Below are 16,855 nucleotides of genomic sequence, written 5' to 3' on the forward strand. Positions count from 1 at the left end.
ATTCTATGTTAGGATTGACTGTTATAGTATTTCAACCAATTCCAAATCAAACACAAGATCCTGGCCCGCTAAGGGATGGTTTGCATCAATAATAATATCTTCAGCTTCAATTTTTGCAATTCTGAATTGTTGTTGAGATCCATCGGGATTATTGCCTACTAAACCCATTCCAACTTCCGGCTTAATGTCTTCTGGAAGATCTGATTTAGGAACTTTATGAAAAAGTGCCTCATTAACTTCGCCATAGGCTTCATGTTTTTCTATTCTGATTGTTTTCTTCTCATTTACCGCCATATCTATCAGGCCTTTTTCAAAGCCTGAAATCAACTGGCCTTTACCAAGTTCTACTTGTAATGGTTCTCGTTCCAATGAACTATCAAAAACTTGTCCATCATTTAGTTTCCCGGTATAATGAACTTTTACCACGTCATTTTCTCTTACTTTACTCATAATTATTAGTTTGTAATTTTATAAAAAACGTTGCAAAGATAAGTGGTATACTATGGTTAAAAGAAGGAATTCCAAAAAACATTACTTTCTACAAATTCTTTCTTTTTAGATTGCTCCCTCCCAATTACATAAATTATGAATTAAATTGGATTTCATATATTGTTTATCCTATTTCTCACACTCCCCTTCGTTCTGCTTTGGCGAACAGACATAACCGGGAAGTTTAAAGAACAATCAATACAAGTAATTTATGTATAGTTGGATTTAGCCAAATTTTAAGAGGTCATAATCGCATCTACTTCAATTTCAATCAACCATTCCGGGTTTATAAAATGGGATACTTGCATAATGGTATCTACAGGTTTTATGGTTTTAAAATAAGAAGCTCTTACGTCGGCAGCGCCTTTCCAATCTTCTATATTGGTTAATAGCATTCGCGTTCTAACTACATCATTAAAACTTGAACCAGCTTTTTCTAATGCCCTTTTAATAGTTTCCAGGCATTGTTTTGTTTGAATTGAAATATCACCAATACCCACGGTATTTCCATTTGCATCCATTGGTGCTGTTCCACCAATTGTAATGTATGGACCAACTTTTACCGCGCGACTGAATCCAACAATATCTTCATATGGACTTCCACCTGATATTAACTCTCTTTTCATCTCTATACTTTTTAAAATTGAATAAAACTAATCGTTTTTCATTCTTCTCATTTGTTCATTTGCCTTATTGAAAATATTGCGTATTACTTCGCCATTGGAAGGTTCTTCATTAAGAGTCTCCGGATCCCACTGGCTTCGCTCCGTAGCAAAGAAATCTCCTCCATAAATATGAAGCCCTCCGGTAAATCGATTAAGCGGATTTGTTACAGAATGGATAGCTTTTGTATTCAGCGTGGCAACATCTCCGGCAAATAGACATCTTACATCATCAGCCTCTAGTCCTTTCTCGCTTCGCCTCCAAATAATATTATCTTCTCTTCCGGTGTAGATCCCAATATTTGCCCACATATGATGATTGTGAGGCATTAAATTCATTTGAGGTGTCCATGATGCCGCAAAAATTGTTAGTTCCTTGGATCGAAGAAAAACCTTTAAACCTGCCTCAGTTGGCTCTCCAATTGCCTTCAGCATTGCTGTAGGATTAGATACACCTTTTGCTAAAACCTCTTTAACAGCTTCCTGTGGATCAGAATCTTTATTGGCAGCAATACAATCTTCAATAAATTTTTGCATTTCAATTAATTCATTTTCCTCCACAGGAATAATTCGTTCTCCATGATCCAGGGCATCCATGGATACCTCTGTCATTGCAGATGATGCATAGGAAGGAAGCGTAGTGAAAGCCAATCCCAACCCTAAAGTTTTGATCATTCCTCTGCGTGATATTTCTGAATCACTTTTTGATTTAAACATAATGTGATTTTAGTGTTTAACTTTTTGGTATTCGCTATTAAAGCGTTCATTAAAAGGAATAGCCCTTAATGATTCCTCAATTTCATCCAGATGCTTAATTATTGACAGGTCTTTATCTAACATCTTATAAATAGCATTCTCGCAACTGTGCCATATTTGTTCTAATTCAGGAAGTAAGTCAATAGATTTTTGAGCTAGTTTTATATTTTGTTTTCTTTTGTCTATAGTGTCCTTTTCAGAAACTAAATAACCTTTTGCAGTCATTTTTTTAAGCATGACAACCATAGATGGATGTGTATAACCCAGTTGTTCCGCAATTTCCACCATTGTTATCACGTCATTCTCTTGTAATAATTTGAATACTAAATGCCAACTTGGCTCAATATCTATTTCAATTTCCTTAAAAAATTTTCGCGTATCATGAGACATCCTATCACTTATACGCTTTAATCTATTGTCTAAAGCCTTGTATCCGAGCTCTTTAATGAAATCCCTTTCCATTTTCAAAGTTTAATAAACCAAATATAGTAAAATATAATTAGTTGACTACATAGTTAACTAAATATATTCCTGGAATACCATTCATGGATCCAAATTAGTTCTACTTCGCAGGACTGCATAAAGGCCCTACCCTACCTGGAAATTTATAATAAGTCGTTGACTAAAGGGTCTTAATTTTTATATTTCGAAACCAGACATCGGAGAACCAGTCCTGAAGGCCTATATGACCCTTTGTGGCCAAACCAAATTCCGGAAATACCTTAAAGCTTGAAGCTGCAACCCTTTCCATCCAGGCATCTGTAGTAAAATCTGCCTGTGCCGTTAACTTCCTGTTAAGGTAGAATTCTATTTTTCCATCGATATGCTTAATGGTTGAAGTATTCCATTGTCCGGCGGGGTTTGTTTCTACAGCATTGAGTTGTGGTGCAAAGCCATAGAGGCAGCCCGAACGTTTGGTCTCAATAGCATAGTCCATATGGCTGGGGTCTAAAAGTTGGTATTCCGGTCCGGTATGCCAGGTAGCAGGTTTGTCAGATTTCTCCTGTACATTGATAAAGATTCCGCTATTGCCACTTTCAGAGAGTTTCCATTCAAAAGTAAGCTCGTAATTTTCGAATTCCATATCGGTTACCAAATCCCCGTGCTGGCCCGTTCCTTCTTTTGAATTGCAGTAAAGCTCACCATTCACAACTTTCCAAACCGATGTTGTATCCGGGTAGTTATACAAATGCCATCCTGCCGTAGTCTTGCCATCAAATAGTAAAGTCCATCCTTCGGATTTTTCTTCATCGGTTAAGTGATTGTGTTCTACTATTCGCTGTGATGCTGTTTTGATATCTGTTTTCTTTTCGCTTTTGCAAGCTATTACAAGAAAAAGAAGCGTAAAAATGATATAAATCCTGTTGAGCATAGTTTGAAATCTGATTTATTATATTTCTAAATATACTCAAAATGTATACACTTAAGAATGGCTATACAATTAAATAGCGCTGCCCAGGAATTAGTACCGCACCTATCACAGGCAGAGAAATGTTATCAATAGATGAAAATAAGGTCGGGCTATTTCAATTCCGGAATGATTTTATAAAAGGATGCATAAGTTTAGGCCTGCTTACGAAATACCATAGGTTTCTACATTTTTATCAATTTGACGAACGAGCCCCTTTAAAAAATTACCAGGGCCAATTTCTGTAAAATCAGTTGCACCATCTTCTATCATGTGGAGTATGGTATGCCTCCACATAACAGGATGTGTCATTTGATCAATCAAATTTTTCTTGATTAGTTCAATGTCCACACTTGGGCGACCTGCGACATTCTGGTAAATGGGACAAATTGGCTTTTTGAATTCGGTTTCGTCTATGGCTATTGTAAACTCTTCAATTATGGGTTCCATAAAGGGAGAGTGAAATGCACCACTTACAGGTAAATTTACCACTGCCTTAGCTCCCGGACTTAATTTATCACAAGCTTCTTTCAGGGCTTTCTTTTCACCTGAAATAACAACCTGATGTAGTGCATTATAGTTGGCGGGGACCACTACGCCGTCTACGTGATCACAGATATCCCTTACAATAACATCGTATAATCCCACTACAACGGCCATCCCTGTATTTTCAACTTCACAGACTTTTTGCATAGCCGAGGCTCGTTTGGCTATAAGCTTCAGAGCCGATTCAAAATCTAAGGATCCTATAGCGGCTAAAGCTGAAAATTCACCTAAAGAATGCCCTGCTACCATATCTGGTTTAAAATCGGACCCCAGGATTTTAGTCAGAATGTATGAATGCAAAAAAATAGCTGGTTGTGCAAACTTTGTTTGTTTCAAATCAGCGGCAGATCCTTTAAACATTATATCAGTGATCGAAAATCCTAAAAGTTGATTAGCTCTACTAAAATATTCCTGAGCCAATTTGGATTTTTCAAACAACTTTTTGCCCATACCCGGAAATTGAGTGCCCTGACCTGGAAATAAATAAGCATGCATAATAAAAAAGATTATTTAGATTATTGATAAATCACTTTATAAAAAAAAAAAATTGACAAGAAAAAACTGTATTATCCATGACCGTAAATTTAGTATTCTTAGTTGCAACTAAATCCAATACCCCACGAATATTCCATTAATTCCTAACTTCTGATTATAAAGAAACTATATTTTCTTACAAATTTTGTTTAAAAACGATAATATTCAAGTTTAAAGGTTATATGTCCATTTACACAGTAATTTTCCCTAATAATTTGGCCTGCAATGCTTTTACCTCTCCTTAACTCCTGCTCTTCTCCTTCTAACTGGCTGTATTATTTCAAAGTCTCATCCACATCCAAAGTATGCTTTCAGATAGTCTGAGGCACAAAAAAACCAGTATACATGTATACTGGCATTGTATTGAAATAAATTTATCTTTTTAGTTTTTCAGGGATTTCATATCAATTACGAAGCGATATTTTACATCGCTCTTCAACATCCGTTCATAGGCAGTATTTATGTCCTGCATATTAATCACTTCGATGTCTGAAATAATATTATGTTTCCCACAGAAATCCAGTAGCTCCTGAGTTTCCGCTATGCCTCCAATAAGGGATCCAGCTACTGATTTGCGTCCCATAATAAGCGGCACCGTTACCAGCATTGGATCCAATGGCCCTAAATAGCCTACAACAACCAGGGTACCATTAGTGTTCAATGTGCCTACGTACGGATTTAAATCGTGTTCATAAGGAACCGTGTCAATAATAAGATCAAAACGCCCCATAGCACCCTCCATTTGAGACTCGTCAGTTGAAATAATTACTTCATCTGCGCCTAAAGCTTTTGCATCATCTGTTTTATTGGTTGATCTGGAAAATAAGGTAACATGAGCTCCTAATGCATCTGCCAATTTAATGGCCATATGACCCAGGCCACCCAAACCAACAACAGCCACTTTACTGTCTTTACCAACATTCCAGTGCCGCAGAGGTGACCAGGTAGTAATACCTGCACATAATACCGGCGCAATACCTGCTAAATCCAGATTTTCAGGTATGCTTAAAACAAAAGCTTCGTCAACTACAATCGTTTCGGAATACCCTCCATGGGTATTTGTCTCTAAATGTTTGTCGTAGCCTCCATACGTTCCAACCCATTCCGGACAGTATTGTTCCAAATCGTTTTTACAATTATTACAGCTTCTGCAGGAATCCACCAAACATCCTACCGCAACTAAATCACCTTCTTTATACTGCTTTACATCTTTCCCTACTTTTAATACCTTCCCTACTATTTCATGTCCCGGGACTACAGGGTACTGGGTCATACCCCAGTCATTGCGGGCAAAATGCAAATCAGAATGACAAACGCCACAATAAAGAATATCTATTTCAACATCTTTTGCAGTCACTTCCCTCCTATTAATATCCAGTTGTTTTAAATCTGCATCTGCAGCTACTGTTCCATAGGCTTTAATATTTTTTACCTTCATATTTTTTTGATTTTTAGCAAATTATTTGATAACTCATTTACGGGTTTAAACCATGATGGTAAATTACAAAAAGTGGCATAAAAAAGCAGTAATATAAATCCGGTAAATTTTATTTTTCTTTTTCTGATTTTTAAATTATTTTGTAACAATCAGAATCCTAATGTCTTAGGAAATAAATGAAATCCGGGCTTAGGCTTACAGGCAACATCTCGCAGAATTAGCATTTCCCTTTCCATCTCCTTATGCAGTTTTGGGATACTACGGGAATGGACTCTGTTTGCAGATTCCAATTTTCATTTGCGTTTAGTGTTTTACGAAAGTTTTATCCCAGTGGATACGCACCGCTTAAATCTTGGAATGAATTCAAGGTGTTCTAACAAAATTCTTTATCTTTATATCTAGCAATTAGCTGCCTTTTTTACTGGAATTTTTAATTAATAAATCATTTGATGTTATGAGCAAATTAAAAGAACTTAAATATGTTACATTGATGCTGCTCTTGTTTTGTTTTGTTGGAGCCGGCGCAATTAGCTCTTGCAGGGACCAAAAGAAGAAAGAAAGCACCGAAGAACAAACAGAACAATTTGAGAGCGAGGAGCATCCTGCTGAAGCCACTTCCGAAAGTGAAGAACATCCCTCAGCAGAAGGCGAAGAGCATCCTAAAAAAGAAGGGGAAGAACACCCCTCTGAAGAAGGCGAAGAACACCCTGCTAAAGAAGGGGAAGAACATCCGAAGGATACCGTATCATAGCAGATTTCTCAGATTCAGGAGGTTTCTTTCGAAGACTTTCTTTGAAAAGAGAAAAAAGTTTTAGGAAACGCTGGAGTTATTCCAATTTCCATAACAGGATATGCCAGAAAGTTGATGGGTCCGCTAGATGGACCGGGTTTTATTAGAAGATCTCGTCCTTTGCTGAATTCTATTCGATTTGCCGGATGCCGGCCAAAATAATAAGTGGCCAGGGCACTGTATTTGTTAGCTTCACTAATATCTACAGGCCACCATTTCCCCTCTGCATAAAATTCTGCCCAACAGTGGTAACCATCAATGCCTCCTTCGTCGCGATCTGACGGAATTGATGCTCCCACTGCAAACCTTGACGGGATTCCTGCAGATCTGGCAAGGGAAATGAAAAGTGAATGAAACTCCGTGCAATTGCCGGTAAGCGCATCGCATGCATAAACGGCATCGCCAGTACCATACCTTCCAGCCTTAATATAGCGCATATTGTCAATTACATAATCATACAATGCTCTTGCCTGCATGATGGTTCCTTCGCTGTTTTTGGAGCCAATAATGGAATCTGCCAAAACCTTAAACCGGTCACCCACGGGCATCAGTAAACTGGGGTTAAGATATTTTTCAAGCTCCGAAACATCCGAATAAGGCATTTTCTCACGCCTTTGAACATCATAAACAAGTTCCAGTTTCTTTCCACTGTGTTCCGGGGAAAGTTCCATATAAAATATAGAATTACCATAATTTTGTTCCTCAAGTATCTGATGCTCTGTAGGAGCATTAATAGTGAGTAATTCAACAGTTTGATAATCATCAGTTTGTGGAATAGGAATCCACATTTTTGCCGGCTCTCTCAGTTCCGGCAGGGTGACTTCATAATGAAATTCAAATTGGTCTTCTCCTTCGATTACCCCAAGCAGATCTGATGTAGCATCTTGAACCGGCATCCTATACCAGGTCTTGTCTTCACGCTGTTTCCAGGTATAAAAAGGTTTTCCGTTAAGCTTGTGCAAAGTAGTTTCTGTAACCGACATACTACCCGGATCGCCATCCAGGAAGAAATCCACATCGTATACGTCGCCGCTTATATCGGCCAGGTCTACACATGCAAAATGACGCCTGGGGCCTAAATTTGAAAGGTATTCGGTATGTACGCGTACCAATTTTAATCTTAATTCCTTCCCTTTTGAAGTCATATTAAAATAGCCGCCTCCTTCTTCTACCTTTTTGGCGATATTGGCTTTTATCCCCTCTTCTATATCCTTGGTAACCACCTTGGGAATATTGTTTTCCGCAAGTGTTTTAACTTCTTTTTTCTTTTTGGTAGCTGTATTACAGCCCATCAGAATGGCGAGTATAACCGTAAAAATAATTCTGGGTGCTTTCATTCTATAAACTAATAATAGTGGTATGAATTTACAATAATTCATCCGTTCTCCCAATAAATTGGGTGTCCGCTCACTGATCACTGCTGAAACAGAAGCTTCTGGCTATTGTATTATTGACCATACCTGATGGGGAAGTGTAGCTGAATTCTAAACCTGCTTTAATCGGGATTTATATCATCAACATGCTGCATATAGGTAGCTATGGTTTGTAATTCCTCATCGGATATTTCCTGAAGAAAACCGTCAATATTTGCCTGCATTATGGCCACTTGTTCGGGAGTTGTGTCAACAATGGGCTTAGCCCTGCCTTTTAAAAATGCAAAGATATCGCCATTTTTGGCTTGGTAGACGTCCATGATTTCTTTAACAGAGGGTCCAATGGTTGACTTATGGACATCATGGCAGGTAATACAGGTTTTTTCAGAGAATAATCGGTTCCCTAAAAAAATTTGGGATTCCCAACTCAATTCCCCGCGCTGGGGCATTACGTTGTTTTTTAAAGGTGTTTCCTTCTTATCCGTCTTGCAGCTTAATAACATAAGAAATATAATTAGGAATGACAGTAAACGCATGGGATTTGGATATGAAAATACTCAATTAAAGATAGTAAAAACCTATGTTTTTATCCTTTAATACAGGACAATATATTTCATATATAATAAGAGATTAGTAATTTCTAGCATAAAACCTTAGTATCGTAACATCCAAAGTTTTCGGATCATAAATATTGGCTATCTTACGGGTCTTTTGAGAACCTTCACGGACAACCGAATCTAATCTATGGCAGAAAAGAAGAAGTTTGGCACTTTTGCAGGAGTCTTTACCCCTTCCATACTCACTATTTTAGGTGTTATTATGTATATGCGTTTGGGCTGGGTAGTTGGTAATGCAGGTCTTTTGGGTGCCATCGTTATAATTATTATTGCCCATATAATCGCAGTTACAACGGGTTTAAGTGTATCCTCTGTGGCCACAGACAAAAAGATAGGTGCCGGCGGTATTTATTATGTGCTATCCCGAAGTATGGGAATTCCTATTGGCGGCTCAATAGGCATAGCTTTATATGTAGGTACAGCCTTGTCCATAGCCCTTTATTTAGTAGGTTTCTCCGAGAGTTTTAATGCGTATTTTGGATTTGGCATGTCTGTGAACGACATCAGGATAACAGGAACTATTGCCTTGTTGGCATTAACGGTGATTGCCTTAATAAGTACTTCCCTGGCCCTGAAAGCACAATATTTTATATTGGCAGCCATAGCGGTTTCACTGGTTGCCATCTTTTCAGGATCATCTGATATTGCACCAGAATCCGTACCGCTTTTTTCAACAGAAGGCGCAGTACCCCTTGAAGTGGTCTTCGCTATATTTTTTCCCGCAGTTACTGGTTTTACCGCGGGTATTGCCATGAGTGGAGATTTAAAAGACCCAAAAAGATCTATTCCCGTAGGGACCTTATCCGCGATTGGATGTGGTCTTGTAGTCTATCTTGGCCTTGCTGTTTTTATTGCATTTACTATTAATCCGGATGTTCTGAAAACAGATTATAATATTTTAATGAAAATTGCCCTGTTTGCACCCGCGGTGGTCGCCGGAATTTGGGGAGCAACCCTGTCTTCGGCCTTAGGTGGTATACTTGGGGGGCCAAGGATATTGCAGGCTATGTCTATGGATAAGGTAACCCCTAAAATATTTGGTAAAGGAAAAGGAACCAATAACGAGCCTGTGAATGCCCTGCTTATGGTTTTTATTATCGCAGAGGCAGGAATTCTTATAGGGGAATTAGACATTATTGCCCGTGTGGTCTCCATGTTTTATCTGACTGCCTACGGTTTTATCAATATTTCCTATTACCTGGAAAGTTGGGCAAACCCGGATTTTCAGCCATCCTTTAAAATTAAACGCTGGATAGGCCTCCTTGGTTTTGTTGCCTGCTTTGCGGTTATGTTTAAGTTGGATATGATTGCCATGTTAGCTGCATTGGCGATCATCGGGGGACTATATTTTGGTTTGCAACGAAAGGAGGTCAAGCTGCAATCAAACGATGTATGGCGAAGTGTATGGGAAAATGTGGTTAACAAAGGACTAAAAAAGATAGATGCCAAGGTGGACGAAAATACCAACTGGAATCCAAATATTATTCTCTTTAGCGGCAAAAGTGATCATCAATATTATTTATTGGAATTATGTAAAACGGTCTCAGGTCGTACCGGAATTGTTACAAATTTTAAGCTTATCCTCGATACAAAAGATGATACCCCTTTAAAAAAAACGGAACAGGTTGTAAGGGACGAATCCCTTCAGGAACTTGGTATTTTTGGAAGGCAGGTAAAAGTGGATAACATTTATAGTGGTATTACAAATATTGCCACTGTTTTTGGGTTTTCGGGGGTTGAACCAAATACCATAATGATGGGATGGCCAAAAGGTTTGGAAAATTCTGTAGAATATTCCAAAATGACTGAAACCTTGCTGTATTTGGACTATAATTTGTTGTATTTGGATTTTGACAGGAAAACAAAATTTGGAAACTATAGCACTGTAGACCTTTGGTGGCGTGAAACGGACAGCAAGAATGCCGAGATGATGTTAAATATTGCACGTTTTATTATTGCTTCACCGAAATGGAACAATACCGTTATCCGGGTTTTGTTTGTGAATAACAACAATGTGGAAAGTAACCTGATTCATTCTAAAATAACTAAACTGGTCGAAGATTTAAGGGTTAATGTAGAAATTAGAATTATTAACAATGCTGTAGAACAGGAAGCGTTTTATACTATAATTGAACAGCAATCTGCGTCCACTGATCTCACCCTGGTGGGAATACCAAATTTTAAAATTGAAAAACAAGCCGAATTCGTATTAAAAACAAATCAATTGTTTGAAACCATAGGATCTACGCTATTGGTAAAAGCTGCTAATAATTTCAATGAGCTTGATTTGAATCTGAATGAGGCAAATACAAAGGTTTTGTAAGGCTGACTATTATTTGACACTTTTAACCTACTTCAACACATCTTTCAACTCAAAAAATTTATTTAAAGGAAAAGGTGCATTGAAAAACTAGAAGTCATATTTTAAAATATCATTCCCCAGGTTTGTTATATAAAGTGTTTGGCCATCATTAGAAAAGAACATCCCTGTGAGTAATCCCGGTAGTGGACTAAACAGATCTGGCGATAATAATTCAAGTCTTTCCAGTCCCAAATGGCTCCTTCGATTCCATTCGTTTGTAATCTTTAAATTATCCTTTGTGGAACCATCAAACAGCACATGCCGAGAATGGTTTTTAAAATCTATGGCAATTACCTGATTGTACAGAGGTGAAGCTACGACTAGCCGACCTTCATTATCAATTAATAAATTATCCGGAGTCCCTACATTGGCAGCCACTCCAACATATTTGGCAGAACCGCTATTTGTGTCTACTTCAAATTTATGTACTCTGTCCATCATGGTTTCCGAAATATAAAGGCGTTTTTCCTCCTTATCCATGGTAATACCATTGGCAAAATGTAAACTGTCCATAATTATAACAGGCAGACTTTTTAAGTCGGCCATTCTGAAAACCGCTCCATGGGGTACCGGTAAATTCACATCACGAAACATTTCTTCTAAATTCGTACTCTCAGTGGATTGGGAAAACCACAATGCCCCGGTTTTATCCCTGTAGATTGTATTAACACCATAAGGATGGTCATAAATCATTTCTACTACTTCCGAGTCTATATTCACCCTGTATATCTTTCCGTCTGCAACGTCAGACATTAGAATATGTTTCCCGTCGTGTTCCAGAACCATACCATTAGGCGATGCAGTCTGCTCCGGTGGAAGATGAACAAAACCGGCAGCTGCGAAATCGCCAAACGGGCGATTAGCACCATCTTTTTCAATGATTCTTAGGCCATTGGCCTGATCTACTACTACAATTCTTCCATCTTCCAGTTCAACCCCGTCTTCAGCACGCAGCAAGCTGCCATCCCCGGGAAACAGATTCTCTTTATGATATGTAAAATATGGGAGTGGTTTTGTGGATTCCTCTTTATCAGCAATCTTATCTGACGGTTTAGGCGTATTGCAGCAAATAAAAGTAAAAGCGAAAAGGAATAAAGCGTAAATGGATAGTTTCATAATTATCTTTTAAGTTATTCTAAAGATATAGGAAATTATACTATCCAAATTCAAAATCACTAATTGTTAACTCAATCGAATTATTCCTGACTGGGTTTAATGTCCACGCTCCATTTCATGCAGCATTTCCCGTGCATTCTCACCTGTTGGTCCTTTTGGGTCCAGGCTAATGGCTTTAGTATAATATTCTTTAGCCTTGACAGAATCACCGGATTTCCAGTAACCTTCTGCCAGGCTGTCCCAGGTATTAGGAGATTCCGGAAAAAGTTTGGTATTCATTTCAAAGACATACAGCGCCCCTTCAAATTGTCCTGAGCCCAATAGTTGATAACCAGCTTTATTAAATTCTGCCTCAAAATTGAAAAACTTATACGCAGGATCCTGCACCAGCCGCTGGGCTTCCGTAGCGAGCAACTCATACTTTCCATCCATAAATAACTGGGTCAGATAACCCATTGGATCTATTATAAAATTATCGGCAGAAAAATTGAGAGCGGCCTCCAATACCGGATCTTCATTGGCACTATAGTCCTCAAAGGTGGGTTCTACAGCCAAATGGGGCACAGTATAATCTGCATTTTCCCATTGTGGCTTATCCTGCCACCAGGCAAAGGATAGGTAAATGGCCAGCTTGGAGTTTGGCAATTCTACACGCCTGTTGTCCCCATAAAAATTAATATTCTCACCGGTAGGTTCACCTACAAAAATAGCATTTGTATAATTATCAAGTTCGTTCACTAAATTCTGACAAGCCGAAAATGTGCGACGCCCTATGATAACGAAAAATTTCCCGGTCTGATTAATCTTTTGAGACTTTATAATACCCGTAACTATAGGTTTGTTCTTGTAGTTATTGCCACCCCCATTTAAACGGACATCCAGAATCAAGCGCTCTACGTCATTATTTTCTACAAAGTCAAACAGGCGCTCATAAAATGCAGGGATATTTTCATCAGGATCATCTTGTATCTGGCTATGGCGCACATAAACCGCCTTATGTTCCGGCAGGTATTCAAAATAATAGATCTTGTCCAGGTTTTTTAGGTAATAAGGGCTGTTTGACTGGTCTCTTGCTCCTACCCAATCTGTATCTGGTTTTACCTCCCCATAGGCAAGGTGCCCATTTAGTGGTTTGCCGGCTGTTACTTCTGTAATAAAAGTCTTACCTTCCTTTTCTACTTTAAACGTAATCTTGTTTTTTAGGGTTTTTGTGACACCTTGTGCGTGTAGCACTTCGGGAACCAACAAATAATTACCTCCATATGCTTTAAAAAATTGCTCATTTTCGGCAGGAACTACAGGATATATTGCCTCTAAAACATTTGCTATAGGCTTCCCTTCTACTTCCAGGATTTTTGCACCTACTATAGATTCATACGCTTTATATGCTCCATGAATATAAATTCCATCTTTATAATAGTGAGTATAGATGGGAAGTTCATGATATTGTACAGGTCCTTCAGAATAACTTACTCTGGTATGCCCGTATTTGAACATCCCTATTATCTTACTGAAACCGACAAGAACCTCATGATCCTGCATTTGAGGAATGGCCTTGTCAAATTCAGCTATAGCTTCGTCAAAAGCCGCTGCCGTGGTCTTTTTAAATAGAAAAGGATAATCTTCATGAACGGTATTTTGTAAAAACCGCAGGTCTTCCTGCCATTGTGAGCTTGTAAATTTTTGCTGCGCCGGTACCTGCCAAAGCAATAATAAGGCAGCGAATAAAAATAATTTGTTCATATAAGAATTCGTTAGATGTTTAACTTAAAAAGTGTAATATGTTATTAATTAGACAACTATTTCTAAAAAATGTTACAAGAAAATTTCTAACCGGCTCTTTCTCTCAGGTTTTTTATCCTGAAGGCTGCATAAATCCCTACCACCAAAATATACTCCAGTCCAATAAACCAAAACCAGGCGTCTGCAAAAAATGTAAGATGACTTCCACCCGCTGGGATAATAAATAAGGGAACAGTTATTAAGGAATCAAAACATATGGTTACCAAAAACATGAAAACCCCTAATTTAAAACCATTTGTTTCTGCTCCGGTTTTATAGTAATATTTTGCGCCAAGGATTACACCTGGTATCAAAGCCAAAGTGAGTACAATATTTGCCTGTAATTCCGTATTATCCAGGATTTTTACAAAAAAAGATAAGATATATGCCGTAACGCCTATGGCCCATACCATTGCTGCTGATATTATTGCTCTTTTAATTTCCATTGTCTTTATGTTATTAGGTTTATATAATAGATGATCCAAAATGGATTGGTTAAGAATAATATTATATCCGCTCCATCCCTACTCCATCCCAAACATGAGATTTCGCAACTTCATTGGCATATGTAGTAAAATCAATGGGTTCTCTTCCCAATACTTTTTCAATATCATTAGTGATCATTGAATTACTCTCTACCAAAACTTCTTCAAACAAATAATTGATTAGCCATAGATAGTCATCAGGCAAATTAAATTCCTTCATCATTGCATTGTATTCTTCCATGCTAATTGGTGTGAATTGAATTTCCCTGCCTGTTGCCGCAGATATTTCACGGACCACATCTGAAAAAGCAAGCGTACGTGGACCTGTTAACTCGTAGATTTCGCTATTATGCTTATCATCAAGTAAAGAGGCAACCACCACATCTGCAATATCATTGGCATCTACATAAGGTACCTGGGCTTCATTCTTTGGCAAAGCTACATGGCCCGCCAAAATAGGATCCAGGAAGAAACTTTCACTAAAATTCTGATTAAACCAGCTCGCTCTCACAATAGTCCAATCCAAACCGGAATTCATGACAATTCGCTCGCATTCTTCTGCTTCTTGCTCCCCTTTCCCTGAAAGTAGTACCACTTTCCGAATACCGGACTCCACAGCCAGGTTTGTAAATCCTTCAATGGCTTCTTTTGCGCCCGGAACCGCCAAATCTGGTTGAAACGTGATATAAACGCTCTCCATTCCTTGCAATGCTCCTTTCCATGTCCAAGGATCTTCCCAATCAAAAGAGGGATTTTCACTACGTGATCCTATTCTAACGGTTTGCCCTTTTTTAACTAAACGGTTTGCAACGCGACGGCCTGTTTTTCCTTTACCGCCTAATACTAAAATGTTTTGTTCTTTTTTCATGATGTTAATTTTTAAGATTTATAGATTATGTATTTATGGTATTTGTTCTGCAAAAACAGATAATAAGCAGTAATAAGAAGGATAGTACTGTACTTACGGTTCTGATAAGATGAAACCTGTTCCATTTTACTTCGAACTTGTCCCGTAACAGTTTTAATTCTTCGGCACTGGCCTGCATCAAATCTGTTTTATCCAATAGCTCATTCAAGGGTACATTTCCGAATATAGTGACTGCAACCAGCCCAATAATATACAAAGCGGCTGATGCCATAACCATCCATAATAGGGTCCCGGAAGATGATTTGAATAAAAAGATGTTGGCTATATGCAAAAAGAACGGACCAAAGAATGTTATTAGGAATATTGGGTTAATAATGGCCCTGTTCATTTCCTGAAAAGAGCGCAAATAACCCATATTAACCAGTTGTCCAATACCGGGAGTAACCGCATTGTTCCAGGTAAAGCAAAGACCTGCTGTAAGCCCGGTTAAAAGGGTTGCCAGTACTAATATGATGGTTTGTGTATCAAAGTTTAAAGAAGTCATTATCACATTGTTTTAAGATTACAATGCAAATTTGCGACTAAGCCTTATGACTTATTTGTTTGAAAAGGATTGAAATTTGTTCGAAAAGGATTATGACTTTACCTCACTGGGTCTAAAGCCATACTTTTTGATAAAAGCGTTCGAAAATGAACTCAGGCTTTCATAGCCTACAGACCATGCCGCTTCCTGTATGGTAACCTCTTTGGAACTTAGAAGATCATGGGCCTTTATAAGACGTTCATTTTGCAGGTATTTGTAAACAGGAAAACCAAACAATTCCTTGAAACTCTTTTTGAGTTTAAAATCGTTTAATCCGATCATTCTTGAAAGTTCCGCTATGGATGGCGGGGTCTCCATATTTTTAGTAAGGATTTCTCTGGCCTCATATAACTTTTCCCTGTCAGTATTCTTTATTGTTTTGGTCTTATCTTTGGCTGAACCTGATACTTTGGCAAAAAAATGAGACAGTAATTCCGTAACCTGGCTCCTTAGAAATAAGAACCTGGCCGGGCCCTCGTAAGTGTTTGCAAAAATTTTATCGACCGCATTTTGCATGTTATGATCCATAAAAAAAGTAGGGCCTTCAACGTAATCGCTATTTGGGTTTATAAGCTCATTTACATATTGTGAATAGACTTCGCGTTCACTATCCGGTAGTTCTTTTAAATTCTTAAGACTATAAAGAATAACCACACAAGACAGTTTTTTATGTTTGGAAACAGTATGTATAAACTTAACATTCTCATTGGCAAAAAAAGACATGGCCAGCCCCTTGGTATTGTTATAGCTTTTTTGATGAGCACCGTATTTTACCTTAAGATCTACGTTGCCTGCACCATAAAAAGCAAAAGCTATGACATCTTCATCAAAACCGCAGCTATCAATATTCTCCTCTTTAGAATCTGCATATTCTAAAAGTACTATGAAGTCATTTATTTGTATAAAATCTCTGGTCATATCTAATGCTAAGATATTTAATTTGTCAATTACTTAGCGTCTAATACCGCACCATTATCAATTTAGCTCGTTCTTAAATTTGTTTGGCTCTAAACCGAGAATATCTTCTCAATACAAGTATGCTGATG

17 protein-coding genes are annotated in these 16,855 nt (G+C 38.0%); 2 read left to right on the forward strand and 15 right to left on the reverse strand.

The genetic code is table 11. The annotated features are described in order from the left end of the window. Window positions 1-21 precede the first annotated feature (21 nt). The 7 genes from G504_RS0108400 to G504_RS0108430 all read right to left on the reverse strand — a co-directional run bounded on the left by G504_RS0108400 (window position 22) and on the right by G504_RS0108430 (window position 5,833). Window positions 22-450 carry an FKBP-type peptidyl-prolyl cis-trans isomerase gene (locus tag G504_RS0108400; RefSeq protein ID WP_019669718.1) on the reverse strand — a complete coding sequence of 143 codons (429 nt, stop codon included), beginning with the start codon at window positions 448-450 and terminating at the stop codon, window positions 22-24. A gap of 275 nt (window positions 451-725) precedes the next feature. Beyond that, window positions 726-1,115 carry a RidA family protein gene (locus G504_RS0108405; RefSeq protein ID WP_019669719.1) on the reverse strand — a complete coding sequence of 130 codons (390 nt, stop codon included), beginning with the start codon at window positions 1,113-1,115 and terminating at the stop codon, window positions 726-728. 27 nt (window positions 1,116-1,142) lie between these two features. After that, entirely contained in the window at window positions 1,143-1,868 is a 726-nt protein-coding gene (locus G504_RS18410; RefSeq protein ID WP_019669720.1) for a hypothetical protein, read from the reverse strand. 9 nt (window positions 1,869-1,877) lie between these two features. Beyond that, window positions 1,878-2,369 carry a MarR family winged helix-turn-helix transcriptional regulator gene (locus tag G504_RS0108415; RefSeq protein WP_019669721.1) on the reverse strand — a complete coding sequence of 164 codons (492 nt, stop codon included), beginning with the start codon at window positions 2,367-2,369 and terminating at the stop codon, window positions 1,878-1,880. 160 nt (window positions 2,370-2,529) lie between these two features. After that, a complete protein-coding gene (locus G504_RS0108420) occupies window positions 2,530-3,279 on the reverse strand; it encodes a 3-keto-disaccharide hydrolase (protein WP_019669722.1) in 750 nt (249 codons plus the stop codon). A 201-nt stretch (window positions 3,280-3,480) separates the two neighbouring features. After that, window positions 3,481-4,356 carry an ACP S-malonyltransferase gene (gene fabD / locus G504_RS0108425; protein WP_019669723.1) on the reverse strand — a complete coding sequence of 292 codons (876 nt, stop codon included), beginning with the start codon at window positions 4,354-4,356 and terminating at the stop codon, window positions 3,481-3,483. 421 nt (window positions 4,357-4,777) lie between these two features. Further along, window positions 4,778-5,833, reverse strand: a complete 1,056-nt coding sequence (locus G504_RS0108430; protein ID WP_019669724.1) for an NAD(P)-dependent alcohol dehydrogenase — start codon at window positions 5,831-5,833, stop codon at window positions 4,778-4,780. A 454-nt stretch (window positions 5,834-6,287) separates the two neighbouring features. Between G504_RS0108430 and G504_RS0108440 the strand changes: the two genes are divergently transcribed. After that, window positions 6,288-6,584 (forward strand): hypothetical protein, encoded by a 297-nt coding sequence (locus tag G504_RS0108440; protein ID WP_019669726.1) that lies wholly within the window; start codon window positions 6,288-6,290, stop codon window positions 6,582-6,584. A 14-nt stretch (window positions 6,585-6,598) separates the two neighbouring features. Here the strand turns inward: G504_RS0108440 and G504_RS0108445 are convergent, their stop codons facing one another. Beyond that, the gene (locus G504_RS0108445) at window positions 6,599-7,960 is read right to left on the reverse strand and encodes a transglutaminase-like domain-containing protein (RefSeq protein WP_019669727.1); all 1,362 of its coding nucleotides are present in this window, start codon (window positions 7,958-7,960) and stop codon (window positions 6,599-6,601) included. 158 nt (window positions 7,961-8,118) lie between these two features. Continuing rightward, a complete protein-coding gene (locus G504_RS0108450; RefSeq protein WP_026348470.1) occupies window positions 8,119-8,532 on the reverse strand; it encodes a c-type cytochrome in 414 nt (137 codons plus the stop codon). A 208-nt stretch (window positions 8,533-8,740) separates the two neighbouring features. Between G504_RS0108450 and G504_RS0108455 the strand changes: the two genes are divergently transcribed. After that, window positions 8,741-10,936: an amino acid permease gene (locus G504_RS0108455; RefSeq protein WP_019669730.1), complete on the forward strand. Its 2,196-nt coding sequence runs from the start codon at window positions 8,741-8,743 to the stop codon at window positions 10,934-10,936. 87 nt (window positions 10,937-11,023) lie between these two features. Here G504_RS0108455 and G504_RS0108460 read toward each other — a convergent pair whose 3' ends face one another. The 6 genes from G504_RS0108460 to G504_RS0108485 form a co-directional block, all read right to left on the reverse strand. Further along, the gene (locus G504_RS0108460) at window positions 11,024-12,091 is read right to left on the reverse strand and encodes an SMP-30/gluconolactonase/LRE family protein (RefSeq protein WP_019669731.1); all 1,068 of its coding nucleotides are present in this window, start codon (window positions 12,089-12,091) and stop codon (window positions 11,024-11,026) included. A 96-nt stretch (window positions 12,092-12,187) separates the two neighbouring features. Next, window positions 12,188-13,834 (reverse strand): S41 family peptidase, encoded by a 1,647-nt coding sequence (locus G504_RS0108465; RefSeq protein ID WP_019669732.1) that lies wholly within the window; start codon window positions 13,832-13,834, stop codon window positions 12,188-12,190. A gap of 86 nt (window positions 13,835-13,920) precedes the next feature. Further along, on the reverse strand, window positions 13,921-14,319 hold the full coding sequence (locus G504_RS0108470) for a DUF5367 family protein (RefSeq protein WP_019669733.1): 399 nt from the start codon (window positions 14,317-14,319) through the stop codon (window positions 13,921-13,923). A gap of 61 nt (window positions 14,320-14,380) precedes the next feature. Continuing rightward, the gene (locus G504_RS0108475) at window positions 14,381-15,226 is read right to left on the reverse strand and encodes an NAD(P)H-binding protein (protein WP_019669734.1); all 846 of its coding nucleotides are present in this window, start codon (window positions 15,224-15,226) and stop codon (window positions 14,381-14,383) included. A 25-nt stretch (window positions 15,227-15,251) separates the two neighbouring features. Then, complete coding sequence (locus tag G504_RS0108480; protein WP_019669735.1) at window positions 15,252-15,770, reverse strand: anthrone oxygenase family protein; 519 nt, start codon at window positions 15,768-15,770, stop codon at window positions 15,252-15,254. A 90-nt stretch (window positions 15,771-15,860) separates the two neighbouring features. Next, on the reverse strand, window positions 15,861-16,727 hold the full coding sequence (locus tag G504_RS0108485) for a helix-turn-helix domain-containing protein (protein ID WP_019669736.1): 867 nt from the start codon (window positions 16,725-16,727) through the stop codon (window positions 15,861-15,863). Between the last annotated feature and the right edge of the window lie 128 nt (window positions 16,728-16,855).

This window comes from Eudoraea adriatica DSM 19308 (genome assembly GCF_000382125.1).
Classification (GTDB): domain Bacteria; phylum Bacteroidota; class Bacteroidia; order Flavobacteriales; family Flavobacteriaceae; genus Eudoraea; species Eudoraea adriatica.